This is a genomic window from Thiobacillus sp., from assembly GCF_013693775.1.
GTDB lineage: Bacteria > Pseudomonadota > Gammaproteobacteria > Burkholderiales > Thiobacillaceae > Thiobacillus.
In genome coordinates, this window is record NZ_CP059257.1 from 3,099,418 (window position 1) to 3,123,510 (window position 24,093).

At 64.3% G+C, this 24,093-nt stretch carries 29 protein-coding genes and 1 pseudogene; 12 read left to right on the forward strand and 18 right to left on the reverse strand.

Annotated features, from left to right (window positions below; translation table 11 throughout):
* Positions 1 to 67 precede the first annotated feature (67 nt).
* Together recX and recA are read right to left on the reverse strand one after the other, a co-directional pair.
* Positions 68 to 517, reverse strand: coding sequence for a recombination regulator RecX (gene recX, locus HZY77_RS15290; protein ID WP_296816611.1), 450 nt, complete (start codon positions 515 to 517; stop codon positions 68 to 70).
* Positions 501 to 1,535: a recombinase RecA gene (recA, locus tag HZY77_RS15295; protein WP_296820929.1), complete on the reverse strand. Its 1,035-nt coding sequence runs from the start codon at positions 1,533 to 1,535 to the stop codon at positions 501 to 503. Before recA ends, recX begins: the two co-directional genes overlap by 17 nt.
* Positions 1,536 to 1,744: 209 nt before the next feature.
* On the opposite strand from recA, the gene HZY77_RS15300 reads away from it, so the two are divergent.
* Entirely contained in the window at positions 1,745 to 2,641 is an 897-nt protein-coding gene (locus HZY77_RS15300) for a WYL domain-containing protein (protein ID WP_296816614.1), read from the forward strand.
* 39 nt (positions 2,642 to 2,680) lie between these two features.
* Here HZY77_RS15300 and HZY77_RS15305 read toward each other — a convergent pair whose 3' ends face one another.
* The 7 genes from HZY77_RS15305 to HZY77_RS15335 all read right to left on the reverse strand — a co-directional run bounded on the left by HZY77_RS15305 (position 2,681) and on the right by HZY77_RS15335 (position 7,272).
* Positions 2,681 to 3,178: a CinA family protein gene (locus HZY77_RS15305; RefSeq protein ID WP_296816617.1), complete on the reverse strand. Its 498-nt coding sequence runs from the start codon at positions 3,176 to 3,178 to the stop codon at positions 2,681 to 2,683.
* Positions 3,166 to 3,645, reverse strand: a complete 480-nt coding sequence (locus HZY77_RS15310; RefSeq protein WP_296816620.1) for a phosphatidylglycerophosphatase A — start codon at positions 3,643 to 3,645, stop codon at positions 3,166 to 3,168. The genes HZY77_RS15305 and HZY77_RS15310 overlap by 13 nt, the downstream gene beginning before the upstream one ends.
* Positions 3,635 to 4,588 carry a thiamine-phosphate kinase gene (gene thiL, locus HZY77_RS15315; RefSeq protein ID WP_296816623.1) on the reverse strand — a complete coding sequence of 318 codons (954 nt, stop codon included), beginning with the start codon at positions 4,586 to 4,588 and terminating at the stop codon, positions 3,635 to 3,637. Before thiL ends, HZY77_RS15310 begins: the two co-directional genes overlap by 11 nt.
* A gap of 46 nt (positions 4,589 to 4,634) precedes the next feature.
* Positions 4,635 to 5,087, reverse strand: coding sequence for a transcription antitermination factor NusB (gene nusB, locus HZY77_RS15320; protein WP_296816626.1), 453 nt, complete (start codon positions 5,085 to 5,087; stop codon positions 4,635 to 4,637).
* Between the two features lies 1 nt (position 5,088).
* Positions 5,089 to 5,559 carry a 6,7-dimethyl-8-ribityllumazine synthase gene (ribH, locus tag HZY77_RS15325; RefSeq protein WP_296634652.1) on the reverse strand — a complete coding sequence of 157 codons (471 nt, stop codon included), beginning with the start codon at positions 5,557 to 5,559 and terminating at the stop codon, positions 5,089 to 5,091.
* Positions 5,560 to 5,581: 22 nt separating this feature from the next.
* Positions 5,582 to 6,667, reverse strand: a complete 1,086-nt coding sequence (ribBA, locus tag HZY77_RS15330; RefSeq protein ID WP_296816629.1) for a bifunctional 3,4-dihydroxy-2-butanone-4-phosphate synthase/GTP cyclohydrolase II — start codon at positions 6,665 to 6,667, stop codon at positions 5,582 to 5,584.
* The gene (locus tag HZY77_RS15335) at positions 6,667 to 7,272 is read right to left on the reverse strand and encodes a riboflavin synthase (protein ID WP_296816632.1); all 606 of its coding nucleotides are present in this window, start codon (positions 7,270 to 7,272) and stop codon (positions 6,667 to 6,669) included. Before HZY77_RS15335 ends, ribBA begins: the two co-directional genes overlap by 1 nt.
* Before the next feature lie 325 nt (positions 7,273 to 7,597).
* Here HZY77_RS15335 and HZY77_RS15340 point away from each other — a divergent pair, with 325 nt between their 5' ends.
* From HZY77_RS15340 to HZY77_RS15370, 7 genes are all read left to right on the forward strand, one after another.
* A complete protein-coding gene (locus tag HZY77_RS15340; protein ID WP_296816634.1) occupies positions 7,598 to 8,800 on the forward strand; it encodes a nitronate monooxygenase family protein in 1,203 nt (400 codons plus the stop codon).
* Between the two features lie 61 nt (positions 8,801 to 8,861).
* Positions 8,862 to 9,137, forward strand: coding sequence for a hypothetical protein (locus HZY77_RS15345; RefSeq protein WP_296816637.1), 276 nt, complete (start codon positions 8,862 to 8,864; stop codon positions 9,135 to 9,137).
* Entirely contained in the window at positions 9,137 to 9,745 is a 609-nt protein-coding gene (locus HZY77_RS15350; RefSeq protein ID WP_296820930.1) for a TIGR01212 family radical SAM protein, read from the forward strand. The genes HZY77_RS15345 and HZY77_RS15350 overlap by 1 nt, the downstream gene beginning before the upstream one ends.
* Positions 9,735 to 10,736, forward strand: a complete 1,002-nt coding sequence (locus tag HZY77_RS15355; RefSeq protein ID WP_296816639.1) for a peptidase U32 family protein — start codon at positions 9,735 to 9,737, stop codon at positions 10,734 to 10,736. Before HZY77_RS15350 ends, HZY77_RS15355 begins: the two co-directional genes overlap by 11 nt.
* 7 nt (positions 10,737 to 10,743) lie before the next feature.
* Positions 10,744 to 11,637, forward strand: coding sequence for a U32 family peptidase (locus HZY77_RS15360; RefSeq protein WP_296816641.1), 894 nt, complete (start codon positions 10,744 to 10,746; stop codon positions 11,635 to 11,637).
* Between the two features lies 1 nt (position 11,638).
* Complete coding sequence (gene queD / locus HZY77_RS15365) at positions 11,639 to 12,079, forward strand: 6-carboxytetrahydropterin synthase QueD (RefSeq protein WP_296816644.1); 441 nt, start codon at positions 11,639 to 11,641, stop codon at positions 12,077 to 12,079.
* Positions 12,080 to 12,105: 26 nt separating this feature from the next.
* Positions 12,106 to 12,558, forward strand: a complete 453-nt coding sequence (locus HZY77_RS15370) for an SCP2 sterol-binding domain-containing protein (protein WP_296816646.1) — start codon at positions 12,106 to 12,108, stop codon at positions 12,556 to 12,558.
* A gap of 22 nt (positions 12,559 to 12,580) precedes the next feature.
* On the opposite strand, the gene HZY77_RS15375 is transcribed toward HZY77_RS15370, so the two are convergent.
* The 4 genes from HZY77_RS15375 to HZY77_RS15390 all read right to left on the reverse strand — a co-directional run bounded on the left by HZY77_RS15375 (position 12,581) and on the right by HZY77_RS15390 (position 16,100).
* Positions 12,581 to 13,849 carry a nitronate monooxygenase gene (locus HZY77_RS15375; RefSeq protein WP_296816648.1) on the reverse strand — a complete coding sequence of 423 codons (1,269 nt, stop codon included), beginning with the start codon at positions 13,847 to 13,849 and terminating at the stop codon, positions 12,581 to 12,583.
* A gap of 288 nt (positions 13,850 to 14,137) precedes the next feature.
* The gene (locus tag HZY77_RS15380) at positions 14,138 to 15,268 is read right to left on the reverse strand and encodes a hypothetical protein (protein ID WP_296816651.1); all 1,131 of its coding nucleotides are present in this window, start codon (positions 15,266 to 15,268) and stop codon (positions 14,138 to 14,140) included.
* A 9-nt stretch (positions 15,269 to 15,277) separates the two neighbouring features.
* Positions 15,278 to 15,532, reverse strand: coding sequence for a DUF2249 domain-containing protein (locus tag HZY77_RS15385; RefSeq protein WP_296816653.1), 255 nt, complete (start codon positions 15,530 to 15,532; stop codon positions 15,278 to 15,280).
* Between the two features lie 145 nt (positions 15,533 to 15,677).
* On the reverse strand, positions 15,678 to 16,100 hold the full coding sequence (locus HZY77_RS15390; RefSeq protein ID WP_296816656.1) for a MarR family winged helix-turn-helix transcriptional regulator: 423 nt from the start codon (positions 16,098 to 16,100) through the stop codon (positions 15,678 to 15,680).
* 138 nt (positions 16,101 to 16,238) lie between these two features.
* Here HZY77_RS15390 and HZY77_RS15395 point away from each other — a divergent pair, with 138 nt between their 5' ends.
* Complete coding sequence (locus HZY77_RS15395) at positions 16,239 to 16,805, forward strand: YIP1 family protein (protein ID WP_296816658.1); 567 nt, start codon at positions 16,239 to 16,241, stop codon at positions 16,803 to 16,805.
* 67 nt (positions 16,806 to 16,872) lie between these two features.
* Positions 16,873 to 17,199: a TusE/DsrC/DsvC family sulfur relay protein gene (locus HZY77_RS15400; RefSeq protein ID WP_296816660.1), complete on the forward strand. Its 327-nt coding sequence runs from the start codon at positions 16,873 to 16,875 to the stop codon at positions 17,197 to 17,199.
* Between the two features lie 25 nt (positions 17,200 to 17,224).
* On the opposite strand, the gene HZY77_RS15405 is transcribed toward HZY77_RS15400, so the two are convergent.
* The 3 genes from HZY77_RS15405 to HZY77_RS15415 are packed head-to-tail and all read right to left on the reverse strand — an operon-like array spanning position 17,225 to position 19,070.
* Positions 17,225 to 18,505 (reverse strand): hypothetical protein, encoded by a 1,281-nt coding sequence (locus HZY77_RS15405; RefSeq protein ID WP_296816662.1) that lies wholly within the window; start codon positions 18,503 to 18,505, stop codon positions 17,225 to 17,227.
* Positions 18,506 to 18,552: 47 nt separating this feature from the next.
* Positions 18,553 to 18,768 (reverse strand): DUF2249 domain-containing protein, encoded by a 216-nt coding sequence (locus HZY77_RS15410; RefSeq protein ID WP_296816664.1) that lies wholly within the window; start codon positions 18,766 to 18,768, stop codon positions 18,553 to 18,555.
* Complete coding sequence (locus HZY77_RS15415) at positions 18,765 to 19,070, reverse strand: hemerythrin domain-containing protein (protein ID WP_296816667.1); 306 nt, start codon at positions 19,068 to 19,070, stop codon at positions 18,765 to 18,767. Before HZY77_RS15415 ends, HZY77_RS15410 begins: the two co-directional genes overlap by 4 nt.
* Positions 19,071 to 19,402: 332 nt before the next feature.
* Between HZY77_RS15415 and HZY77_RS15420 the strand changes: the two are divergent.
* Positions 19,403 to 21,577 (forward strand): annotated as a pseudogene (locus HZY77_RS15420) (ribonucleoside triphosphate reductase).
* Between the two features lie 19 nt (positions 21,578 to 21,596).
* Entirely contained in the window at positions 21,597 to 22,292 is a 696-nt protein-coding gene (locus HZY77_RS15425) for an anaerobic ribonucleoside-triphosphate reductase activating protein (protein ID WP_296816670.1), read from the forward strand.
* 7 nt (positions 22,293 to 22,299) lie between these two features.
* On the opposite strand, the gene HZY77_RS15430 is transcribed toward HZY77_RS15425, so the two are convergent.
* A complete protein-coding gene (locus tag HZY77_RS15430; protein ID WP_296816673.1) occupies positions 22,300 to 23,046 on the reverse strand; it encodes a class I SAM-dependent methyltransferase in 747 nt (248 codons plus the stop codon).
* A complete protein-coding gene (ribD, locus tag HZY77_RS15435) occupies positions 23,043 to 24,092 on the reverse strand; it encodes a bifunctional diaminohydroxyphosphoribosylaminopyrimidine deaminase/5-amino-6-(5-phosphoribosylamino)uracil reductase RibD (RefSeq protein ID WP_296820931.1) in 1,050 nt (349 codons plus the stop codon). The genes HZY77_RS15430 and ribD overlap by 4 nt, the downstream gene beginning before the upstream one ends.
* Position 24,093 lies beyond the last annotated feature (1 nt).

A 24,093-nucleotide genomic window follows, 5' to 3' on the forward strand; every position in this document is an offset into this window, starting at 1 on the left:
GTAACTGCCCGGAGACGAGCAAAACCAGCCAGCGCTTAGTCAGAGTTGCATAGACGTTGTTCTTTGCTCAGTCAATGTGCGTTAGGGTTTGTCGTATAACCTCAAGGCTAAATCCGCGGTTTAGCAGAAAACGCATCTGCTTGGCTTTCTCAGCTGCATCGGCGGGCGCTGTGCCGAATTTCTTTTGCCACACTTCCTGCGCCCGTTCGAGTTCACTGTCGCAGTTCTCGCTTAGCACCTTCCCGATGACGGTCTCGCTCACGCCCCGCTGCCGCAGGTCGTAAGCGAGCTTTATGCTGCCTGTCTTGGCCCTATGGTCGGCCACGTAGCTTTCGGCGAACCGCCGGTCGGACAGCCAGTTCTTTTCCTCGAATTCGTCCAGCAGCACGTCGATGTCGCGAAGCGTAAAGCCTGCCTGCGCGAGCTTGCGGACAAGTTCGGCGCGGCTGTGCTCGCGCCGCGCCAGCAGGCGCAGGGCACGCTCACGCAGGTCGCCGGATTCAGGCTTCGACTTCATCCTCGTCCTCGATCATCGCGCCCGGGTTGTTGACGCCGACGGCGGCGCGGATCTTGGCCTCGATTTCGTGGGCGATCTCGGGGTGCTCCTTGAGGAACTCGCGCGCGTTGTCCTTGCCCTGGCCGATCTTCTCGCCGTTGTAAGCGTACCAGGCACCGGACTTGTCGACCAGCTTGTGGGCGACGCCGAGTTCGATGATCTCGCCCTCGCGCGAGATGCCCTGGCCGTAGAGGATGTCGAAGTAGGCTTCCTTGAACGGCGGCGACACCTTGTTCTTGACGACCTTGACCTTGGTCTCGTTGCCGATGATTTCGTCGCCCTTCTTGATCGCGCCGGTGCGGCGGATGTCGAGGCGTACGCTGGCGTAGAACTTCAGCGCGTTGCCGCCGGTGGTGGTCTCGGGGTTGCCGAACATGACGCCGATCTTCATTCGGATCTGGTTGATGAAGATGACGAGCGTGTTGGTGCGCTTGATGTTGGCGGTAAGCTTCCTGAGCGCCTGGCTCATCAGGCGGGCCTGCAGGCCCATGTGCGAGTCGCCCATTTCGCCTTCGATTTCGGCCTTGGGCGTCAGCGCGGCGACCGAGTCGACCACGACCACGTCGACCGAGCCGGAGCGCACCAGCATGTCGGCGATTTCCAGCGCCTGTTCGCCGGTGTCGGGCTGCGAGACCAGCAGGTTGTCGACGTCGACGCCGAGCTNTTGCGCGTAGACCGGGTCGAGCGCGTGTTCGGCGTCGATGAAGGCGGCGGTGCCGCCCATTTTCTGCATTTCGGCAATGACCTGCAGCGTGAGCGTGGTCTTGCCGGATGATTCCGGGCCGTAGATCTCGATGACGCGGCCGCGCGGCAGGCCGCCGACGCCGAGCGCGATGTCGAGGCCAAGCGAACCGGTGGAGACGGCCTGGATGTCGCGCGAGACGTCATGGTCGCCCAGGCGCATGACCGAACCCTTGCCGAACTGCTTTTCGATCTGGCCGAGCGCGGCGGCGAGCGCCTTCGATTTGTCTTCTGCCAATGCGGNGGATGCCATGGTTCTCTCTCTCCTGGTGGTCGGGTTGCGTGAAAGGCAGGCAGCAAAGCCGTCTGCATGGAGAGCAATGTAGGATATATATTTGATAGTGTCAATAAAAATATCACCTATGTATTAAATACAACTTGATAGATTGTATTTGGTGTCCACCGCCCTATAATTTCGAACACTATGGCTCGAGCGGAGCGAGCACGATGATTCCAAAAGANAAAATGCGTTTGGACGTGAAGTGGGCGACACGCCAGCGGCTGCAGTACATCGAGATCATGGCCTGGTACGCCGGGCTCGTGACGCGCAGCGACGTTGCCCGGGCATTCGGCCTGTCCGATCCGGCGGCGACCAAGGACCTCAAGCTCTACGGTGACCTGGCGCCCGGCAACCTTGTCTACAACCACAGCGTGTTCGGCTTCGTGCCGGGCGCGGGGTTTACCGCGGTGTTCGCCGACCTGTCGCCCGTTGCCGTGCTACCGGTCATCGCCGCCAACCTAGCGGTGGCGAACGGGCCGTATGGGGACGCGCTGGTCTATGGCCTGCCGACCGCATCGCTGCCCTTGCCTGCCCGCTTGCCCGGCCCGCAGACCCTGGCGCAGATCACCCGTGCCATCTATGGCCGTCGCAAGCTGCGCGTTGCCTACCGCTCCCTGTCCCGGCGCGAGAGCCGTGCGGAGCGGGTGCTTGAGCCGCATACCCTAGTCAATACCGGACTGCGCTGGCATGTGCGGGCGTATAGCGAAGACACCTGCGATTTCCGGGATTTCGTGCTGTCGCGCGTGATGGCCGCTGAGTGCCTGGAGGCGGCTGCCGAATCCGGCGAGCAGTATGACGACGACTGGGTGGAGCGGGTGACGCTTCAACTCGCACCGCACCGCGGGCTCGATGTACCGAGGCGCGAGAGCCTGCTGCTGGATTATGGCGCGAGCGGCGACGTCGTCGAGGTGAAGGTGCGGCGTGCCCTGTTGGGTTACGTGCTGCAGCGGCTNGGGGTCGACACCACGCCGGACCACACGATGAACCCGAACGCCTACCAGTTGATGCTGTTGAACCGAGACGAGATCGAGCCGTTCGCGGCGTGGGCTTTCAGCGAGCGGTAAGCATGAACAGGAAGTGGCAAAATCCTCACCACTCACCACTCACCCAACCAATTCGATCAATCCGCGTAGCGCTGCCGCCACCGCGCGCGAGCGGATCTCCTCGCGGTCACCGTCGAGGCGACAGGTGGAGGACATGACGGTACCGTCCGCCAGCGCCCAGCCATAGCAGACCAGGCCGACGGGTTTTTGCGGGGTGCCGCCGCCGGGACCGGCGATGCCGGAGATGGCGAGGGCCGCCTGAGCGTGGCTGTGCCTCAGGGCGCCGGCGGCCATGGCACCGGCGGTTTGCTCGGAAACCGCGCCGTGGGCGGCGAGGATTTCTTCGGATACGCCCAGCATTTCGACCTTGGCGGCGTTGGCATAGGTGATGAAGCCGCGTTCGTACCACTGTGAACTGCCGGGGAGGGCGGTGACCAACTGGCCGACCCAGCCGCCGGTGCACGACTCGGCGGTAGCCAGCATCCAGCCGCGTGCGCGCAGCCTGTCGCCGAGTTCGGTGGCGAGTTGATGGAGTTCTTCGTCGCTTACACGAGCCATTGCAATCCCTTGATCACGGCGATGGCATAGCCTGCCGCCAGAAGATCGTCGAACATCACGCCGAAGCCGTTTTTCAGATGCGTGTCGGCAAATCGGATCGGCCAAGGCTTCAGGATATCGAACAGCCGGAAGAGTGCAAAGGCCAATCCGATCCACAGCCAGCCAGGCGGCGCAAACAGCAGCACCAGCGCGAAGGCGACGATTTCGTCCCACACCATGCCGCCGTGATCGGGCACGCCGAGCGCGCGGCCGGTGCGGCCACAGGCCCAGATTCCCAGGAGGAATGCGGCGACCAGCAGAATGATCCGATTCGGCAGGTCCGGTGCAGTGGCGGCAATCAACCAGAACAGCGGCAGGCCGAGTACGGTGCCGACGGTGCCCGGCGCCTTTGGCGCGAGTCCGCTGCCGAAACCGAGGGCGATCAGGTGTGCCGGATGGGCAAGCAGGAATCGGAAATCAGGTTGCAAAGTGGTCGTATCCCGTTTTATCGACATGTAGCGGCTGACCGTTGGCATCGTTGACGGTGAGGCCAGGCTCGGCATGGATGTGGCCGATGCGCGTGACCGTCACGCCCGCGGATGCGGCGGCTGCCAGCACCGCATTCCGCTTGCTGGCAGGGGCGGTGAAGCAGAGCTCGTAGTCGTCGCCGCCCGCCAGCACGCAGTCGCGCGCAACCGCTTCATGCAGGTAGGCCTGCGTCACCGGCAGCGTCGGCAAGGCGGAAAACTCAAGTGTGGCGCCGACGTGCGAGCGTTCCAGGATGTGACCGAGGTCGCCCAGCAATCCATCCGAAATGTCGATCGCGCTGGATGCGAGTCCGCGCAACGCCAAACCAAGCTCGATACGCGGCGTCGGCAGGTAAAGCGCGGGCAGCACCTTGGCGGCATCGATCTGTTCCATGAAGAGACGTCCCTGGCGATAGGCCAGCGCCAGGGCGGCCGAGCCGATCACGCCGGACACCCACACGTCGTCGCCGACCTGGGCGCCGTCACGGCGCAGCGCCTGCCCTGGCGGTACTTCACCCATCACCGTGATGCTGATCGTCAGCGTGCCGCGCGTGGTGTCGCCGCCGACGAGTTCGATACTGTGCTGATCGGCCATGCGGAAAAAGCCGCGCGCGAACGCGGTGAGCCAGGCATCGTTCTCTTCCGGCAGCGCGATGGCCAGCGTCGCCCAGCGCGGCGTCGCACCCATCGCGGCGAGGTCGGACAGGTTCACCGCCAGCGACTTGTGGCCGAGCCCGGCGGGGCTGTCCTGCGGCGAGAAATGGCGGCCTTCGAGTAGCATGTCGGACGACACCGCCAGCTGCATGCCCGGGGTCGGCGCCAGCAGCGCACAATCGTCGCCGACCCNCAATACCGCGCCGGGAGTGGCGCGGGTGAAGTGTCTGGCGATGAGGTCGAATTCCATGTTGGTGAGCGGGAAGGGGAAAGCGGGAGCGGATTCCGCTCACTGCTTACTGTTCACCGCTCACGCCTTTCTTCTTCGCGTGCGCGATTTCGACGGCACGCACGTCCTGCGCCAGCTTGTCGAGCACGCCGTTGATGTATTTATGGCCATCAGTGCCGCCGAATTTCTTGGCGAGCTCGACGCCTTCGTTGATGGCGACGCGCCAGGGCACGTCGGGACAGTGCAGCAGTTCATACGTGCCGATGAGCAGGATGCCGCGTTCGATCGGCGAAAGCTCGGCGAGCGGACGGTCGAGCAGGGGCGCGATCCGCGAACTCAGCATGTCCTCCTCTTTGAGCACACCGTAGAGCAGCGTGCGGAAATAATCCTCGTCGGCGCGCTTGAACTGCTCGTCCTCCTTGAGATTGGTGGCGATCAGAGTGACGTCTGCACCGCCTACCAACCAGGCGTAGACGCCTTGCAGCGTGAATTCGCGTGCAGTCTTGCGGGAACCGGCCATCTCAGAGACGTTTCAGCAGGTTGGCCATTTCGATCGCTGCGCGTGCGGCATCGCGGCCCTTTTCGGCCATGCGGGCGTGGCCCTGTTCTTCGGTATCGAGGGTGAGGATGGCATTGGCAATCGGCACGCCGGTGTTCAGTTGGACGTCCATGATGCCGCGCGCGGATTCGTTCGAGACGACTTCAAAATGATAGGTGTCGCCGCGAACCACCGCGCCCAGTGCGATGAGTGCATCGTATTTCTCGGACAGCGCCAGTTCCTGCAGCGCCAGCGGATGTTCGAGCGCGCCGGGCACGTTGACCAGCAGCACGTCGTTCCGGGATACGCCCAGCCGCAGCAGCTCCGCTTCGCAGGCTGACAGCAGGCCCTCGCAGATATCGCGGTTGAAGCGGCTCATGACGATGCCGAATTTCAGGCCCTTGCCCTGATAGGCGGGGTCGAGTTCGGAGAAGGTGTCCTTGTTGGTTCCCATGGTGCGTCCTTTTATCAGTGGCTCATGCTTTTTCGGAATAGCCGGTGACTTCCAGCCCGAAGCCGTCCATCGCCGGCATCTTGCGCGGGCTCGCCAGCAGCTTCATCTTGCCGACGCCGAGATCGCGCAGGATCTGCGCGCCGATGCCGTAGTCGCGCAGGTCGTATTTGCGGCTGTCGGCCGGCGGCGGGTTGATGCGGTGCAGCAGCGCCTCGGCGGTTTCCGGGCGGTGCAGCAACACGATGACGCCGGACTGCGATTCGGCGATGCGTTCCATCGCACCGAGGATCGGCCAGGAGTGGCCGCCGCCGGTGACGTCGAGAAAGTCCATCACGGAGAGCGGCTCGTGCACGCGCACCAGGGTTTCGCGGTCCGCGTGGATCTCGCCCTTGATCAGCGCCAGATGGGTTTCGCGGGCGCTGGTGTCGCGGTAGGCGACCAGGCGAAAGGCTCCGTACACCGTCTGGATCAGGCGGTCGGCGGCGCGTTCGACCAGGCTTTCGGTCTGGTTGCGGTAATGGATGAGGTCGGCGATGGCGCCGATCTTNNCGCCGTGTTCCTGCGCGAACGGGATCAGGTCGGGCAGGCGTGCCATGGTGCCGTCGTCCTTGAGGATTTCGCAGATCACCGAGGCAGGTTCGAGTCCGGCCAGGCCGGCGAGGTCGCAGCCGGCTTCGGTGTGGCCCGCGCGCACCAGCACCCCGCCGGGTTGCGCGCGTAGCGGGAAGATGTGGCCGGGCTGGATGATGTCGGTCGGCTTGGCGCCCTTCTTGACCGCGGCCTGGATGGTGACCGCGCGGTCGGCAGCGGAGATGCCGGTGGTCACGCCTTCGGCCGCCTCGATCGACACGGTGAAGGCGGTGCCGTGCGGTGTTTGGTTGTCGTTCACCATCTGCTTCAGACCGAGCTGGCGGCAGCGGTCGTCGGTCAAGGTGAGACAGACCAGGCCGCGCCCGTATTTGGCCATGAAGTTGATTGCGTCCGGCGTGACGTGCTCGGCCGCCATCACCAGGTCGCCCTCGTTCTCGCGGTCCTCCTCGTCGACCAGCACGACCATGCGGCCGGCCTTGAGTTCTTCAATGATTTCAAGCGTGGAGGCGAGGCTCATCAGTCTTTGTCCGTGGTGTGGGTGAATTGCATCATGCGCTCGACGTAGCGCGCGATCATGTCGACTTCGAGGTTGACGCGGCTGCCCGCCTGCAGATGCTTGAGCGTGGTCATTTCCAGCGTATGCGGAATCAGGTTCAGCGCAAAGCGCGTGTTGTCCATCTTGTTGACCGTCAGCGACACGCCGTTCACCGTGATCGACCCCTTGCGGATGATGTAGCGGACGAGCGCGGGCGGCGCTTCGATTTCCAGCAGATGCGATTCGCCGACCGGCGCGAAGCGGTGCACTGTGCCGACGCCGTCGACATGTCCGGATACCAGATGGCCGCCCAGTCGGTCGGCCAGCCGCAGCGCCTTCTCCAGATTGACCTCGGCGCCCGGCACGAAACCCGCGGTGACGCGCAGGGTTTCGGCGGAGACGTCGACGGTAAAGCTGTCCGGCGTCAGCGCCACGGCGGTCAGGCAGACACCGTTGACTGCGATGCTGTCGCCCAGGCCGACGTCGGAAANATCCAGCCCGCCGCCGAGAATGACCATGCGCGCGTCGGCGCCGCGTGCTTCGTATTCGTGGATGCGGCCTATGGATTGAATGATGCCGGTGAACATGCGGGATTCCGTTTCCAAATCAACTGTGACTTTGTCGTCTTCGCCTTACCCGCAGGGTAGGCCGTGGTTGTATAGACGCTGAAGCGTCAACAACCACGCTCTGCCGTGCTAGTTGCACTGTCTGCGGCTCGTCTTCGCGTCACACCTGATTTGGAAACGGAATAGAGGGCCAGCCAGTAGACCCGGCATTGTAGGCGTTTAGGCGGGGCGGGTGAACCCCGGCCGCCCTGAAGAGCGGGAAAGTCCGCGATTACAGATGGGTTATTGAGATAAGAAGGTCTTCAAGTTGTTATAATGCCTGCTTTGCAGGAATCGAAGGCTCGGCATGACGGCGTCTCCCACTCTGGCCCTACGCGGCCACACCNNCTTGCCCATCGTGCAGGGTGGCATGGGAGTGGGCGTGTCGGCCCATAGGCTGGCGGGTTCGGTAGCGTGCGCGGGCGCGATGGGCACGATCGCGAGCATCGACCTGCGGCACCATCACGCCGACCTGATGGAGCAGGCGAAGCATTGCCGCGACAAGGACGAACTCAACCGCCTGAACCTGATCGCGCTCGACCGCGAGATCAGGGCTGCGCTGGCGATCGCGGCGGGCAAGGGTCTGGTGGCGGTCAATGTGATGAAGGCGGTGGACGCGCATCCGGCCTATGTCCGCCAGGCCTGCGCCTCGGGTGCGCAGGCGATCGTGATGGGGGCAGGGCTGCCGCTCGATCTGCCTGAGCTGACCGCGGGCTATCCCGACGTCGCGCTGGTCCCGATTCTGTCCGATGCGCGCGGCGTCGCCATCCTGCTCAGGAAATGGGCACGCCTGAAAAATTCNGGGAGCGGCGGACGGTTGCCGGATGCCATCGTGATCGAGCATCCCCGTTACGCAGGTGGCCATCTCGGCGCGCCCAACCCGGCCGACCTCGCCCATGCGCGCTTCGACTTCAGCGAAGTGCTGCCCGGCATCTTCAAGGTGTTCGACGAGATGGGCATCGCGCGCGGGCAGATTCCGGTCATCGTCGGCGGCGGCATCAACAGCCATGAAAAACTGCTGGCCGCACTGGCTCTGGGCGCCAGCGCCGTGCAGGTCGGCACGCCGTTCGCCGTCACCGCCGAGGGCGACGCCCATCCCAACTTCAAGCGCGTGCTGGTGGAGGCGAAACCCGACGACATCGTCACCTTCATGAGCGTGGCCGGCCTGCCTGCACGCGCGGTGAAAACNCCCTGGCTCGCCAATTACCTCAAGCGCGAGTCCAAGCTTCAGGCGTGTGCCAAGGCCGACCCCAAGCGCTGTGCCATCGGTCTGCACTGCCTGACGCAATGCGGCCTGCGCGACGGTCTCGAGAAAGCCGGGCAGTTCTGCATCGATTCGCAACTGGTCGCGGCGCTCAAGGGCGACGTCAGCAAGGGACTGTTCTTCCGCGGTTCGGAGACGCTACCATTCGGCCGCGAAATCCGCACGGTGCAGGAGCTGATCGACTACCTGCTCACCGGCGTGAAGCCTGTTCCGGCGGCATCCCGTCTGGAGACCCTGGCAGCGTGAGCGTCCTCGCCGATCTTGTCCATACCTTTGGCCGCGCCATGCTGGAGCGGCACGGCGAACGGTGCACAAGGTCGCGCTCGATGCCGGCTTTACCTGCCCCAATCGCGACGGCAGCAAGGGCATCGGCGGCTGCACCTTCTGCAACAACAAATCCTTCGCGCCGGGTGCGCGCGATCCGGCACCGCTCGCCGCGCAGTTCGACCGCGCGCGCGGACGCATCGCACGCCGTACCGGGGCACGCCGCTTCATCGCCTACTTCCAAGCCTATACCAATACCTACGCGCATGTGGACGAACTGCGTGCGCTCTATGATGCGGCGCTGGCCGCCCCGACGTGATGGGGCTGGCGATCGGTACGCGGCCCGATTGCGTGCCTGCGCCGGTGCTGGATCTGCTGGCGGAATACCGTGCGCTTGGCCACGAGGTATGGCTGGAGCTCGGCCTGCAATCGTCCTTCGACGACACGCTGGCGCGCGTGAATCGCGGCCACGGCTTCGCCGAATACGAGACGGCGACGCGGGCGGCCCGGTCGCGCGGTATCCCGGTGTGCTGCCATCTCATCGTCGGCTTGCCGGGCGAGGATGCATCGCATAGCCACGTCAGCCTCGATCGCGTGCTCGAGGTCGGCGTCGACGGCCTCAAGCTGCACCCGCTGCATGTGGTGAAGCACACCCGGCTGGCCATCGAATGGAGACGCGGTGAGTACGAGCCGCTCGACGAGGTGTCCTATACGCGCATCGCTGCCGACCTGATCGAGCGCACGCCGTGGGAGGTCGTGTACCACCGCGTCACCGGGACCGCTGCGCCGGACATCCTGCTTGCGCCTGCGTGGTGCGCCAAGAAGTGGGACGTGCTCAACGGCATCGCCGACGAACTGACACGGCGCGGCAGCCGGCAGGGCGCGCGTGCGGGCCGGATGTGGAGGGAGAATATCCATGCCGCTTGATCTGATCTGTCCGGCAGGCAGCCTGGTTTCACTCAAGGCTGCCATCGACCACGGCGCCGATGCCGTCTACATGGGGTTTCGCGACAACACCAACNNGCGCGCCTTCCCGGGACTCAATTTCGACGAGGCACAGGCGGCGGAAGGACTACGCTATGCGCATGATCGCGGCCGCAAGGTCCTGCTTGCGCTCAATACCTACCCGCAACCCGATACCTGGACCCGCTGGACCGACGCGGTCGATCGCGCGGCGAAGCTGGGCATGGATGCGGTGATCCTCGCCGATGCCGGTTTGATGCGCTACGCGGTCAGGCACCATCCGCAACTCAGATTGCATCTGTCGGTACAAGGCTCGGCCACCAGCTACGAGGCGGTGAATTTCTACCGCGAGCATTTCGGCATCCAGCGCGCCGTGCTGCCGCGCGTGTTGTCGCTGCCGCAGGTGGAAAACGTGGTGAAGCACACCGACGCCGAGATCGAACTGTTCGGTTTCGGCGGCCTGTGCGTGATGGTCGANGGGCGCTGCCTGCTCTCCTCCTACTGCACCGGCGAATCGCCCAACTCGGCCGGCGTGTGTTCGCCGGCCAAAGCGGTGCAGTGGACGGACACGCCAACCGGGCTGGAATCGCGCCTCAATGGCGTGCTGCTCGACCGCTACGGCAAGAACGAGAAGGCAGGCTATCCGACCCTGTGCAAGGGCCGCTTTGAGGTCGGCGGCGACACCTATTACGCGATCGAGGAGCCGACCAGCCTCAACACCCTCGACCTGTTGCCCGAGATGCTGAAGATGGGCATCGCAGCGATCAAGATCGAAGGCCGCCAGCGCAGCCCGGCCTATGTCGCGCAGGTGACGAAAGTGTGGCGTGCCGCCATCGACGCAGTGAAGAAAAATGCCGACGGCTTCAAGCCTGCACCCGCCTGGCAGGCCGAACTCAACAAACTGTCGGAAGGGCAGAGCCATACGCTCGGCGCCTACCACCGGCCCTGGAAGTGAGACAGACATGAATCTGAGCTTGGGCCCCTTGCTGTATTACTGGTCGCGTGACGACGTGCTCGCCTTCTATGACGAGGCAACACGCTGGCCGGTGGCGCGCGTCTATCTGGGCGAGAGCGTGTGCTCGCGTCGCCACCTGCTGCGTCTGCCCGACTGGCTGGCACTGGCCGAACAACTCGCCGCTGCCGGCAAGGAAGTGGTGCTCTCCACCCAGACGCTGATCGAGTCGGAATCCGACCTGAAGACGCTGCGCCGCATCGTTTCCGATGGCCGNTTTTTGGTCGAGGCCAACGAATGGGGCGCGGTGCGTCTGCTGTCCGAGGCGGGAACGCCATTCGTCGCCGGATCCACGCTCAATGTCTACAATCCCGAGACGCTGGGCATGCTCGCCGAACTGGGTGCGCGGCGCTGGCTGCCGCCGGTGGAGATGTCATGCGCCACGCTGGCGTCCCTGCTCGAACAGGCTCCAGGCGGGATGGAAACCGAGGTGTTCGCCTACGGTCGCCTGCCGCTGGCATATTCCGCGCGCTGCTTTACCGCGCGCCATTACAACCTGCCCAAGGACGACTGCCAGTTCCGCTGTCTCGACCATCCGGACGGGCTGGCGCTGTCCACTCGCGAAGGGGCGCCCTTCCTCACGCTCAATGGCATCCAGACGCAGTCGGCCGGGGTCTACACCCTGATCGGCGAACTGCCCGCCCTGCGCGACCTCGGCGTCGCCAGCCTGCGCCTGTCGCCGCAGTCGCGCCACATGGAACGTGTGATCGATGCCTTCCAGTCGGCGCTGGCAGGCGAGGCCGGTGCCGCGGAAAGGCTGGCGCGCGTCATGCCCGGGCTGGCGGTCGACGGATATTGGCATGGCCGGGCCGGCCTGGAACACAGCGCGGTGCGGCAGGCCTGATATGTTGATCACGCGCAGACTGGAGTTCGATGCCGGCCATCGCATTCCCAATCACACCAGCCAGTGCCGCCATCTGCATGGCCATCGCTATGCCATCGAGATCACGCTTGCTGGCGAGATCATCCGCACCGAAGGCGCAGCGGACCAGGGTATGGTGATGGATTTCTCCGACGTGAAGCGCATCGCCAGTCGTGTGCTGGTCGACCAGTGGGATCACGCCTTTCTGGTGTATCAGGGCGATCGTGCCGTGGTCGAGTTCTTGGCGTCGCTGCCCGGCCACAAGACGGTCGTGCTGCCGGTGGTGCCCACCGCAGAAAACCTCGCCGACGAAGCCTTCCGCATCCTCGATGCGGCCTATGTCGACACCTTCGGCAACCAGCTCAGGCTGCAGCGGGTGCGGCTGTACGAAACCCCCAACAACTGGGTCGACGCCATGCGTTGATGCCTGTCTTCAGGATTGGAGCGATCATGCTGAATCTTGCCGTGCCTGCACCCCTGGGCAGCCTCATTGCCCGGCTTCCCGCCACGCCGCCCAGCCGCGCGTTTTCAGTCGCGGTCAACCGCCTGCTGTGGCCCGCGCTACAGACGCTCGACTGGCAGCCGCTGGTCGGCCGGCGCTACGCCATCCGGGTGAAGGACCTGGGGTTGAGCCTGCGCTTTACCGTCACCGCGCGCGGATTTGCGCCGGACAGCGGCATACCCGATCTCACCATCAGCGCGACCGCCCGCGACTTCCTGCTGCTGCTCATCCGCCGCGAAGACCCGGACACCCTGTTCTTCAGCCGCCGCCTGGTGAGCGAAGGCGACACCGAACTCGGTCTCATCGTCAAGAATCTGCTCGACGCCCTGGATCCCGATGCAGTACTGAACCGCCTGCCAGCGCCGCTGGCGCGCGCGGCCCGGCGCCTGATGGCGACATAGTGGGATAAATCCGCCCGGGTGCTCAGGCCTCGGGCTTCTCGGCAGCGTCAGGCGGCAGCGCGATCTTCTGATCGATGCTGAATTGGTAGTCGCGGAAGACATGTTCCGCGCTGAGCACCTGGTAACTGCCGTCCGGTGCGCGCCGTGTGGTGTCCTTCAACCGCCAGGCGGTCTGGCCGCAGGTCCAGATGTCGAAGTTGCGCATGTGGGTGCACAGACAGGTCTTGTCCATGACCTTCACTTNTTTGGCCGTCGGGTGCAATTCCACTTCGCGGTTGTAGGCGTCGATGTAGGCGCAGCGGCTATTGGCGTCGAGCAGGTAGCCATAGGCCTCGCAGTTGGGGCGGATGCCGGAACCGATCCCTGGGCTGCCCTTGAGCATGCGCATGGGGTAACCGGTCGGTGAAATCGTGTTGACCTCGATGTCGTCCTCGCTGGCCTTGAAGTATTCCTGCTTGACCTTGTCGGGCAGGCCGCATTCCGTGGTGACGGTGAAGCGCGTGGCCACCTGGACGGCGGCCGCGCCCTGTTCGAGGAAGGCCGCGGCGTCGCTGCCGGTGAAAATGCCGCCGGCGGCGATCACCGGAATATCGAGATGTTCGGCTTTCAGGTACGCCAGCACTTCGGCGACGATCGTGGCAAGGTCATATTTCGCCCAGTCCATGCCGAAGCCGAGATGGCCGCCAGCGAGCGGCCCTTCCACCACGACGAAGTCCGGCAGGCGGTTGAGGCGGGCGTTCTTGCGCAGGAACATCGCCAGCGCGCGCGGCGAGGAGACGATGATGCCGAGCTTGGCGTCGCGGAAGCGCGGATGGTCCTCGATCAGCGCGAACGAGCCGAGGTGCAGGCCGGCGGACAGCGTGATACCGTCAATGCCGGCGTCGAGCGCGGCGGACAGGCGCATGCGCAGCGTCTCGCGCGGTGCATTCATGGTCAGCTTCTCCATGCAGTTGATGAAGATCATGCCGTCGCCGCGCTTGGCGTCCATGGTCCGGCCCACGTGGTAGCGCGTGGCTTCTTCGAGCACCGCGAGGTTGAAGTGCACATTGGATTTGTCGCTGTTGGCGGCATTGGTCTTGTACTTCTTCAGCTTCTCGCTGACGAATTTGGTGTCGAAACGCCGGTCGGACACGGTCTGCACCATGGCATCGGAGATGTGGCCGATGCCGCCGAGACGCGCGACTTCGAGCGCCAGTTCAGCGGTGGAGATATCCACGCCCATGCCGCCGATGACGATCGGCACCAGTTCCTGCCTGCCGAAGCGCAGGCGGAAATCATCCACACGTTTCATTTTGTTCCTTATTGAGTACTGTTGGCAGTCGGACCGTTCCCTCGGTGAACAGACGCTGGAACGCCTGTCTGTCTGAGGTGGCGCAACTATCCCTTGTCTTCCCAGGTTGACGCGGGCCCTGGAACAAGCGTGTCGAGGGCCGCGTTCACAGGGTCGGACATTCCCCGCAAATCGGATTGTATCCATACGCCATGCTTAAGGCACCGGTAAGTTCGTCGCCGCGTCCATTTCGGTGCGTGTGTTGGCGACACAACCCACCCACGCCATAAGCTGGCCGGAGGGAGACTTTCAGGATGAGCGTCTGTCCAGTGGTATGGCTCGCACCTGCATCAGGGCCGCGCTAGTTTGCAGCATGATCCACAGCAGCGTAGCCGCACTCAGAAACAGCCCCCATTCCTGGTCCATGCCGCCCGCAATACCACCGAGGCAGAACAGTGCGGCGCGGGTGCCGCCGTAGCGTCCCAGGCGGCTGCGCAGTGCGGCATGCCACTCGCCTTGCATGCCCGGGTGCAGCCATACCGGCAACAGCTGACTGGCCGCGCCGGATACCANGGNGGGCAGGAAACCGGCGACGAATGCCGATGTAGGCGTCGACACTGGAAAAGCGGCTGCGGCGGCACCGAACACCATACTGACGGCGAATCCGGCCAGTGCGGCGGCGAGTAGTGGCGCGGCGCCGTGCCACGCAAAAATTTCAGCACGATAAAGCCGTAACCAGCGGGTTCCGAGCCGCCCCAGCGGAACTGCCCATAACATTGCGCCGAGCCCGGCAAGCGGACCGAACCATGCCGCACCGACAGCGACCAGCACCGTGCCGGCCACGGCCCACGGCAGGTTGCGGCGCAACCACGGGGCGACTTGTGGGTCGGGCCTGCCGGCCACGGTCGGCAACAGCACCGCAAGCGTGCTCACGGCCGTCAATCCGATGAATCCGAGCGTGTTGAGATGAAGATGGAGGCGCCGCAACCCCGCCCATTGCTGCGGCCAAAATATGCCCGCGAGGATGGCGAGCAGGGCGCATGCGAGACAGGCCAGGGCGGCTACGTACCAAGCCAGGCCCGGATGGGGGCGTCCGAGCATTCCGGCCTGACGGCGCCGGCTCCAGGCGAGCAGCAAACCGGCGGCCATCAGTGCGAGGAATGCGCCCGCGTAGCGCCNCCATGCCATGTCGGGGAAGCCGAATGCAGCCACGGCAAGGACGCCGCCCGCCAGTGCCAGGATCGGCAGGCCGGCGAATCCTGTGCCGGGCGCGCGTGTCCGGGTAAGCACCGGGATGAAATGGCCCATGGCGCCGAAGATCAGCGGCATCGCGCCCACCGCCAAGATCAGGTGCAGGGTGACGACGCGTCCGGCATGGAGCGAACCCAGCAGGGCTGCGACGAAGGCAGCCAGGGCCAGGCACACCAGCGCCGGCAACACCGTTCGTGCTCAGTTGCGGATGAAGTCGATCACGATCTCGCCTGGATTGCGCTGCAGATACTGGATGTCGACCGTTTCACCATAGCGGTTACGGAGCTGGTCGAGCAGGGGCAAGGNGTCGTGATCGTTGACGAAGCGCATGCGTTCGCCAGCGTTCAGTGCATCCAGCGCGCCAAAAATGGCGGCATGGCGGAAACGCTTGGCGATTCCGCGCGCGTCGAAGGGATAGACCTGATCCTGACGAAGATGGAGATGGGCATTCATAGCAGCCGTCCTTAAAGATGTAAATGGAATGAATATTATAGACGCAGGATGCGATTTCCGTGTGCGACTTTTTCCTGTCTGGCGGATAGCCGATTCCCGGCCCTTGCCTGTTGAAGGCGGACGGCTCGCGAGTCCTTTGCCCGCGCTACGGACCGGTGTCCAGCTCATCTGCCCCGGGTACGTGGAAAATGCCTTGCAGCCGGAGCAACTCCTCACGGTGTTGTGTCACCAAGTCGTTCAGTATCGTGTGGCCTGCGCGCGTCAGATGCACCTCAACCGAGCGCCTGTCGGCGCGCCCGGTCTGGCGTTTCACCAGCCCCAGTTTCTCGCACCGCGAGATCAGCGAAACCACGCCGTGATGATGGGCCTGCAGGCGTTCGGCCAGTTCGCCGACCGTGGCCCATTCGCGGCCCGGAAAGCCGCGTATGTGCAATAGCAACTGGTATTGAAGGTGGGTGATGCCGCGCTGGTGAGTCGCCTCTTCGCTGAAACGCAGGAAACGCCGGAGCTGATAGCGGAAATGGGAAAGCGTTTCGAAGTCTTGTTTGCTGAGGCGGGATGACGTCATGTTCAGGCTCTGAAAAGATGGACTGGATTTTATATCATGCTGTGATATAAATAAGTCGTGGCCGTATTCGCTGGGGTGGGTCTTGATGCCGCGGTCGGGAATGGCTGTCGTGGTGGCATGTCCAGAGAGGAGATTTCCATGGGTATCCTGCATATCCACAAGCTTTTCACGTCCCCACATGGCTGGAGTACCTTGTCGCAGACCCAGCCGTCCGCACTCAAGCTGTTCATCCTGCTTGTCCTGCCGTTTTCGCTGGTTCCGCCCCTGATGCTCGAATACGCCGGCCATCATGTCGGCACCCTCCTGTTTCCTGACACGCCCGGCATGGCATGGAGCTTGGCAGCCCTGTTCTTCCTCATGGCCGAAATGCTGACGGTTCCGCTCATGGCATGGACAATCAAGTCGGTCGCGCGCAGCAAGGGAATCGAAAGCAGCGACCGGGCGGCCTTCACGCTGGCGGCGATCGCGCCGGTTCCTCTCTGGCTGTCGTCGCTGGTGCTCTTCTACGATCAGGTCCTGCTGATCATGGTCGGCGTCACCTTGGGACTGGTCGGATCCGTCGTCCTGATTTTCCGAGGTGTGCAGAGCATCCTGAAAATCGACGAAGGCCTCATCGCCATCGATATCGCTTACACCGTCACTGCGTTGGGTCTCATCGCGTGGGTGATACTGGTCATGTTAGGACTCATACCCGCCCTGGCCTGATGCAAGGATGCACGCGTTTTTGGCCGCCTGGTGCCGTGGTGCCGGGCATTTCTAAGGAGGTTGAACGATGGATGCAACCGTAAGCTTACCTGCCCTCGATGAAGAGGGCTATCTGGTCGAACCCGGCGAGTGGAACGAAGCCGTGGCCGAACAACTCGCGCTCACAGAAGACGTCAGGTTGACTGACGAACACTGGGATGTCATACGCTTCATGCGTGAATATTACGAAGAACATCAGATCGCGCCAGATGCGCGCTATGTGATCAAGCATTTGTCGAATCGACTGGGCGCCGATGCGCGCAATGCGCTCTTCAAGTTGTTCGCCTATGGCTATGTCAAGCAGGCATGCAAGATCGCCGGGATGAAACGGCCACGCGCCTGGAGCACGGGCTGATCCCTTCGGGGCGTGTACACGTCCGTCAAGTGAAACGCCCACCATGCTGGTAGAACCGGCGGACTGCCGACAGCAGGTTGATCTGCAGCAACAGCGCCGACAACGCCAGCATGAGGCCGCCCGTGCGCGCCAGCAATGGCCAGAAAAGGCCCGCAGTAAGCAATCCGCAGGCAACCAGATGAAAGCGGAATTGCCAACGCGTGTGGCTTTCCGCAATCATGTCCTTCATCGTGGGAATGCTGCCTGCGCGAGCCTGCAGCTGCGCCTGTAGATGAAACCACGCCAGGAACGGCACGATCTTGTAGAGCATGCCGTTTACCACACTCACCGCGAACCCGCCAATGAACAGCACGGCCAGTAATAGTGGATAGACATCGCTGTCCGCCCAGGCAGGACTGGACTGGGCCACGGTCCAGACGGTCACGCTGGCGATCAGGCTGGCCATGCCCAGACGCCAGAAATCGAGCGTGACGTCAGGCAGTTTCCGACGCCGACGTGTTTGCAGCCTCAGGGTGGTGACGGCAAACAGCAGTATGCCGGCGGAGAGACCGGCCTCGACGAGCACACCGGCGCGCGGCGGCAGGCCCGGCGCGGCGGCGTGGATTAGCAGCAGGACGAACAGCCCGGGCGTCAGCCAGCGACCAAGCAGGGTCGGATAAGGCGGCGTGATCTGGAACATCGGGACGACCTGGAAAGCGACGCCGACGACCAGCAGCAGAACCCAGCCAAGCAGGCCGAAGGCGAGATGGGCAGCGAGTGCGGCTGCGCGGGCTGGCGGGATCCATACGCCGGCCCGCATCAGAGCCAGTGTCAGGCCGAGTATGAACGTCAGGCCCAGACTCAACACCGCCAGTCGCATGCCCCAGACCGTGACATTGCTGGTTGCGCGTACGAGGCTGACGGCCGCGGCGGCGAGAAAGACGGCGAAACCGACACCCAGCAGGACGACAGCGATACCGAATGCGATCGGTTCGGCGGCCAGGAAGCCCGCCATCAGCGAGAGCGTTCCCAGAGCCAGCGGCACCTGAGCAAGCCAGGCCACTGCGCGCGGCCTGGGCAAGGGCGACCCGGCCACCACCGGCAGCATCTGCATCAGGGCGCCCAGCATGGCCATGGCGAGGAAACCCAGCGTGAGCGCGTGAGTGAGGGCGAGCGCCTGCGGCGTCCAGCGTGAGGCCAACGACGCCGGGTCCATGACGACCAGCAGGGCAGCGGCCAGAAGAAACAACGGAGCCGACAGGAAAAACTGCAACGGCAGTGAGAACGGGGGTGCCTGCTCGAAGGACAGGCCGGCTTGCGTGCTCATGGGGCGGCGAGCCTGTCAGCGTGCATCCGCTGCGCCGGCCGGGTGGATCAGGATGACGTAGCTGCCATCGGCTTCCATCCGCGTGGCGTGGCGGTAGCCGCGCTCGGCAAGCAGGGGTAGAGCGGAAACGGCTCGCGGTGAAGTAGCAAGCGGATTGACTGGCCGGGGCGCAGCAGCGCCAGCGTCCGCAAGACTTTTTCCATCGGCTCGGGCGGCTCCAGCTCGCGTGCGTCGACGAGGATCTCGTCTGCCGGCTCGATCATGCGACGGCCTGCATGGAACGGATGAGGTCGTCGCGGTTGCCGCTCAAGACCTGATCTGACATGGGATAGAGCATGTTTTCTTCCTTCAGGTTGTGCTGCTGCATCAGCATGTTGAGCGTCTCGGAGAGGCCGAGATAGGCATTCCGGTCGCCTGCCGCGACCGCTCCCGCCATATCCTGCATCAGACCGCGCATCTGCTCGTGTTCCATGCGCATGACGTGCGTCGGCCCCATGCTGTTGCCGGTGCGGGTTTCGAACGCCGGGAACAGCACGGTTTCCTCCATCGCCAGATGGTGTGCCATGGCCGCCTGAAAACGGTCGAACAGGCTGCGCGCGCTGCCCCAGTCTTTTGCGCCGCCGCGGCTTCGGCGGATGCGAACAGATCGTCGCAGGCGCGGTGATCGCCGCCAAGAAAATCCAGAATCGTGCTCATGTCATGCCTCCATAAGATGTTGAAAAATACATGTTTAAGTATATCAGGACTTCCTAACCTGAAATTCTTCTTGACTGTTCCACAAGATGTCGTATGGTTGATTCAGTTGGCACACAAGATGTTGTTTTCGAGGAGGGTGAGATGAATTCTGTAATAGCAGGTGTTCCCCGCGAAGTCATCAAACGTGACGGGCGTCGAACGATGTTCGATGCCGCGAAGATACGTTCGGCCATCTTGCGAGCCGGGCAGGCCACCAAAGAATTGGGCGCACCAGAATTCGGCGAGGCCGAGGCGGATCAGGTGACGGCCCAGGTGATGAAGGTGCTGACCCACAGCTTCCGCACCGCCCCGCCGGACATCGAACGCATCCAGGACGTGGTCGAGCAGAGCCTGATCGCCGCCAATCATCTGCATACCGCGCGCGCCTACATCGTCTACCGCGACAGCCACAGGAAGCTGCGCGAGGACCGCAAGACGGTGGTCGACGTCGAAGCCTCGATCAACGAATACCTGTCGCGCCAGGACTGGCGCGTCAACGCCAACGCCAACCAGGGCTACTCGCTGGGCGGACTGATCCTCAACGTCTCCGGCAAAGTGGTGGCTAACTACTGGCTCAACCACGTCTACCCGCCCGAGCTCGGCGAGGCGCACCGCGACGGCTCGCTGCACATCCACGACCTCGACATGCTTGCCGGCTACTGCGCCGGCTGGTCGCTGCGCACGCTGCTGCATGAGGGCCTGAACGGCGTGCCGGGCAAGGTCGAGGCGGGGCCGCCCAAGCACATGTCCTCCGCGGTCGGCCAGATCGTCAATTTCCTCGGCACGCTGCAGAACGAATGGGCCGGTGCGCAGGCCTTCTCCTCGTTCGACACCTACATGGCGCCCTTCATCCGCAAGGACGGCATGAGCTACGACCAGGTGCGCCAGTGCATCCAGGAACTGATCTACAACCTCAACGTGCCGTCGCGCTGGGGTACGCAGACGCCATTCACCAATCTCACCTTCGACTGGACCTGCCCCGAGGACCTGCGCGAACAGGTGCCCGTCATCGCCGGCGAGGAAATGCCGTTCAGCTACGGCGAACTGCAGGCCGAGATGGACATCATCAACCGCGCCTACATCGAGGTGATGACCACTGGCGACGCCAAGGGCCGCGTGTTCACCTTCCCCATCCCCACTTACAACATGACGCCCGANTTTCCCTGGGAGTCGGAAAACGCCGAGCGCCTGTTCGCCATGACCGCGCGCTACGGCCTGCCGTACTTCCAGAACTTCATCAATTCGGAGATGAAGCCGAACCACATCCGCTCGATGTGCTGCCGCCTGCAGCTCGATCTGCGCGAACTCCTGAAGCGCGGCAACGGCCTGTTCGGCTCGGCCGAGCAGACCGGCAGCGTGGGCGTGGTGACGGTCAACTGCGCGCGTCTCGGCTACGAATACCAAGGTGACGAAGCCGCGCTGCTGCGCCGCCTCGACGCGCTGCTCGACATGGCGCGCAACGGCCTCGAGATCAAGCGCAAGGAAATCCAGCGCCTGATGGATAACGGCCTCTTTCCCTATACCAAGCGTTATCTCGGCACGCTGCGCAACCACTTCTCGACCATCGGCGTCAACGGCGTCAACGAGATGATCCGCAACTTCACCGCCGACGAACACGACATCACGACCGAATGGGGCCATGATTTTGCGGTGCGCCTGCTCGACCACATCCGTGGCCGCATTGCCGCGTTTCAGGAAGAGACCGGCCATATGTACAACCTGGAAGCCACCCCGGCCGAGGGCACCACCTACCGCTTCGCCAAGGAGGACGCCAAGCGCTACCCGGACATCCTGCAGGCGGGCACGGTCGACGCGCCGTATTACACCAACTCGTCGCAGCTGCCGGTGGGTTTCACCGACGATGCCTTCGAGGCGCTGGAGCGGCAGGACGATCTGCAGCGCAAGTACACCGGNGGAACCGTGCTGCATCTCTACATGTCGGAGCACATCTCGTCTGCCGAGGCCTGCAAGAAACTGGTGCGTCGTTCGCTGGAACGCTTCCGCCTGCCCTACATCACCATCACGCCGACCTTTTCGATTTGTCCCAAGCATGGCTACCTCGCCGGCGAACACGAGTTCTGTCCGGCATGCGACGAGGAAGCCCTGTCCCGCAAACGTGCCGTCGCTGTTTAACCCAAGGAGACCGAGATGAACGACATGACTGTATTGCCCCAAGCCTTGAACGCCGCTGCCCTGACGGACGCGGAACGCACCCGCTGCGAAGTGTGGACCCGGGTGATGGGCTATCACCGTCCGGTGACGAGCTTCAACACGGGCAAGAAGAGCGAGCATCGCGAGCGGCGCTTCTTCGTCGAAGGCCGGTGCACCCTCGGCTGAGTGTTGTGCTACGCCAATTATGAATATAACGCTTCGCGTGGGCGGGTTGACGCCGCTCTCCACCACCGACTGGCCTAGCATGCTGGCTGCAGTGGTGTTCTGCCAGGGCTGTCCCTGGCGTTGCGGCTATTGCCACAACCCCGGTCTGATTCCCGCCCGCGGCGAGAGCGAAATCCCCTGGACGGATGTGCTGTCCTTTCTGCGCCGCCGCCGGGGTCTGCTCGACGCCGTTGTGTTTTCCGGCGGCGAGCCGACTGCGCAGGCAGGACTGGTCGACGCTGTGCGTGAGGTGCGCGCGCTCGGATTCAAAATCGGCCTGCATACNGGGGGCATGTATGCGCAGAGACTGGCGGAGGTATTGCCGCTGGTCGACTGGGTCGGACTGGATGTGAAGGCGCCGTTTGCGGATTACGCGCGCATCACCGGCGCGGCAGGCAGCGGCGAACGTGCGCTGGCCGGTTTACGGCAGGTGCTGGCGTCTGGCGTCGATCATGAAATCCGCACCACGGTGCATCCGGCATTGCTGGGCGACGCGGCCGTGATCGGCCTTGCGCACGGTCTGGCCGATCTCGGGGTGAAGCGTTACGTCATCCAGGCGTTCCGCAGCCAAGGGTGCCAGGACGACAACCTGCGGCTGAGCGGCACGCGCGAACGGCCCTTGCAGACGGTGGGCGAGCAGATGGCCAGGCTGTTCGAGGATGTCCTGGTGCGCTGACAGCCTGCTAAGGCCGACCGGCGCGCAGGAAAATCGGCCACTGCAATTTTTNTGCAGTGTCGGCATCACCCCACAAAGGCATCAGTTCTGCCATCAGCGCCGGCAGCGGATCGTGGCTCCGCGCAGTCTGGTAGCGCTTCACCGCCGACCAGGTCGACAGATAGTCCGTCAGCCGGCGCAGGCTCCACTCGACCTCGATGANAAAGGTCGGTGCCTCGATTTCCGCGAACGGGAAATCGAGGCTGCGATAGGCATCGTCGATCAGTGCGCGCTCGGGCGGCCAGTAGGGACCGATCGTCTCCGAATAGAAGCGCAGGAAGGGGGCATCCATTTCCCNCGGCAGCACCATGCGGCCGTAGCCCCACAGGGCGAGCACACCGCCGGGCCTGAGGACGCGCGAGACCTCGCGGTAAAAGCGCGGCAGATCGAACCAGTGCGCCGCCTGCGCGACCGTGACGAGATCGATGCTGCGGTCTGCCAGGCCGCTGGCTTCGGCGGGCGCTACCCGGTAGTCGATGTCGGGATGGGCTTCGGCGTGCTGGATCTGTTCGGCGGAGGCGTCGATGGCGACGACCCGCCGGAAGTGCGGCGCCAGACCCAGCGCCGCCTGCCCGCTGCCGGTGGCGCAGTCCCAGGCGGTGCCGCGCTCCGTGCACCGGCTTGCGAGCCAGGCGAACAGCGCGGCGGGATAGTCGGGGCGATAGGCGGCGTAGCGGTCGGATGCCGACGAGAAATGATCCTTGAAGCCGCTCACGTAGGCAGCAGCGTCAGGCGCAGGTCGCCGCCGACCTGCCGCACGTCGCCCAATCTGAAGCGTGCCGCGTCGTCCAGCGTGGTGAGCGCGGGGTGGGCGAACAGGCCGCGCGCGACGTCGCCCACCGCCATCGGCGCGACGTAGGCCACCCATTCGTCGATCAGCCGGGCTTCGATCAGCGCGCCATTGAGCGCGGCCCCTGCCTCCACGTGCAGCTCATTGATGCCGCGCTGCGCCAGCAGCGTGAGCAGCGCGGCCAGGTCGACACGGCCCCCGTCTCCCGGAAGTTCGAGCACTTCGGCGCCGGCATGTTCGAGTGCGGCGCGCGCGTCTGGTGCGGCATGATGGCAGGCGATCAGCGCGGGCAGGGTCGCCGCATCCGGTGGCGTGCGCAGGGTGGAATCGACGATGACCCGCAGCGGCTGGTGGCCGATGACCAGATCGCGCACGTTCATGCGCGGATTGTCGGCCAGCACGGTGCCGCTGCCGGTGAGGAGGGCGCAGGCACGCGCGCGCAGGCGCTGCACGTCGGCGCGCGCGGCTTCGCCGGTGATCCATTGCGATGTGCCGTTGGCGAGTGCGGTCTTGCCGTCCAGCGTGGAGGCGGTCTTGAGGCGCACCCACGGACGCTGACGCGTCATGCGCGAGATGAAACCGGGATTGAGCGCGCGNNCCTCTGCCTCCATCAGGCCGACCTCGGCCTGAATCCCGGCCAGCGTCAGCATCGATATGCCGCCGCCCGCGACCAGCGGATTGGGGTCGCTCATCGCCGCTACCACGCGCGCCACGCCTGCGCTGATCAGCGCCTCGGCGCAGGGCGGCGTGCGGCCGTGGTGCGAGCAGGGTTCCAGCGTGACGTACACCGTCGCGCCGCGCGCCGCTTCGCCCGCAGCGTTCAACGCGTGGATTTCAGCGTGCGGGGTGCCGGCACGTTCATGCCAGCCTTCGCCGACGACGAGCCCGTCCTTGACGATGACGCAGCCGACACGTGGGTTGGGACTGGTGGTGTAAAGCCCGTGCGCGGCAAGTTGCAGCGCGCGGGCCATG

Coding starts and splice junctions, on each gene's coding strand:
- HZY77_RS15395 (WP_296816658.1), top strand. CDS start 16,239: ATGGGTATCCTGCATATCCACAAGCTTTTCACGTCCCCACATGGCTGG.
- HZY77_RS15370 (WP_296816646.1), top strand. CDS start 12,106: ATGCTGAATCTTGCCGTGCCTGCACCCCTGGGCAGCCTCATTGCCCGG.
- HZY77_RS15400 (WP_296816660.1), top strand. CDS start 16,873: ATGGATGCAACCGTAAGCTTACCTGCCCTCGATGAAGAGGGCTATCTG.
- recX (WP_296816611.1), bottom strand. CDS start 517: ATGAAGTCGAAGCCTGAATCCGGCGACCTGCGTGAGCGTGCCCTGCGC.
- HZY77_RS15415 (WP_296816667.1), bottom strand. CDS start 19,070: ATGGCACACCATCTGGCGATGGAGGAAACCGTGCTGTTCCCGGCGTTC.
- HZY77_RS15410 (WP_296816664.1), bottom strand. CDS start 18,768: ATGATCGAGCCGGCAGACGAGATCCTCGTCGACGCACGCGAGCTGGAG.
- HZY77_RS15305 (WP_296816617.1), bottom strand. CDS start 3,178: ATGGCTCGTGTAAGCGACGAAGAACTCCATCAACTCGCCACCGAACTC.
- ribH (WP_296634652.1), bottom strand. CDS start 5,559: ATGGGAACCAACAAGGACACCTTCTCCGAACTCGACCCCGCCTATCAG.
- HZY77_RS15390 (WP_296816656.1), bottom strand. CDS start 16,100: ATGACGTCATCCCGCCTCAGCAAACAAGACTTCGAAACGCTTTCCCAT.
- HZY77_RS15405 (WP_296816662.1), bottom strand. CDS start 18,505: ATGAGCACGCAAGCCGGCCTGTCCTTCGAGCAGGCACCCCCGTTCTCA.
- queD (WP_296816644.1), top strand. CDS start 11,639: ATGTTGATCACGCGCAGACTGGAGTTCGATGCCGGCCATCGCATTCCC.
- nusB (WP_296816626.1), bottom strand. CDS start 5,087: ATGGCCGGTTCCCGCAAGACTGCACGCGAATTCACGCTGCAAGGCGTC.
- HZY77_RS15350 (WP_296820930.1), top strand. CDS start 9,137: ATGGGGCTGGCGATCGGTACGCGGCCCGATTGCGTGCCTGCGCCGGTG.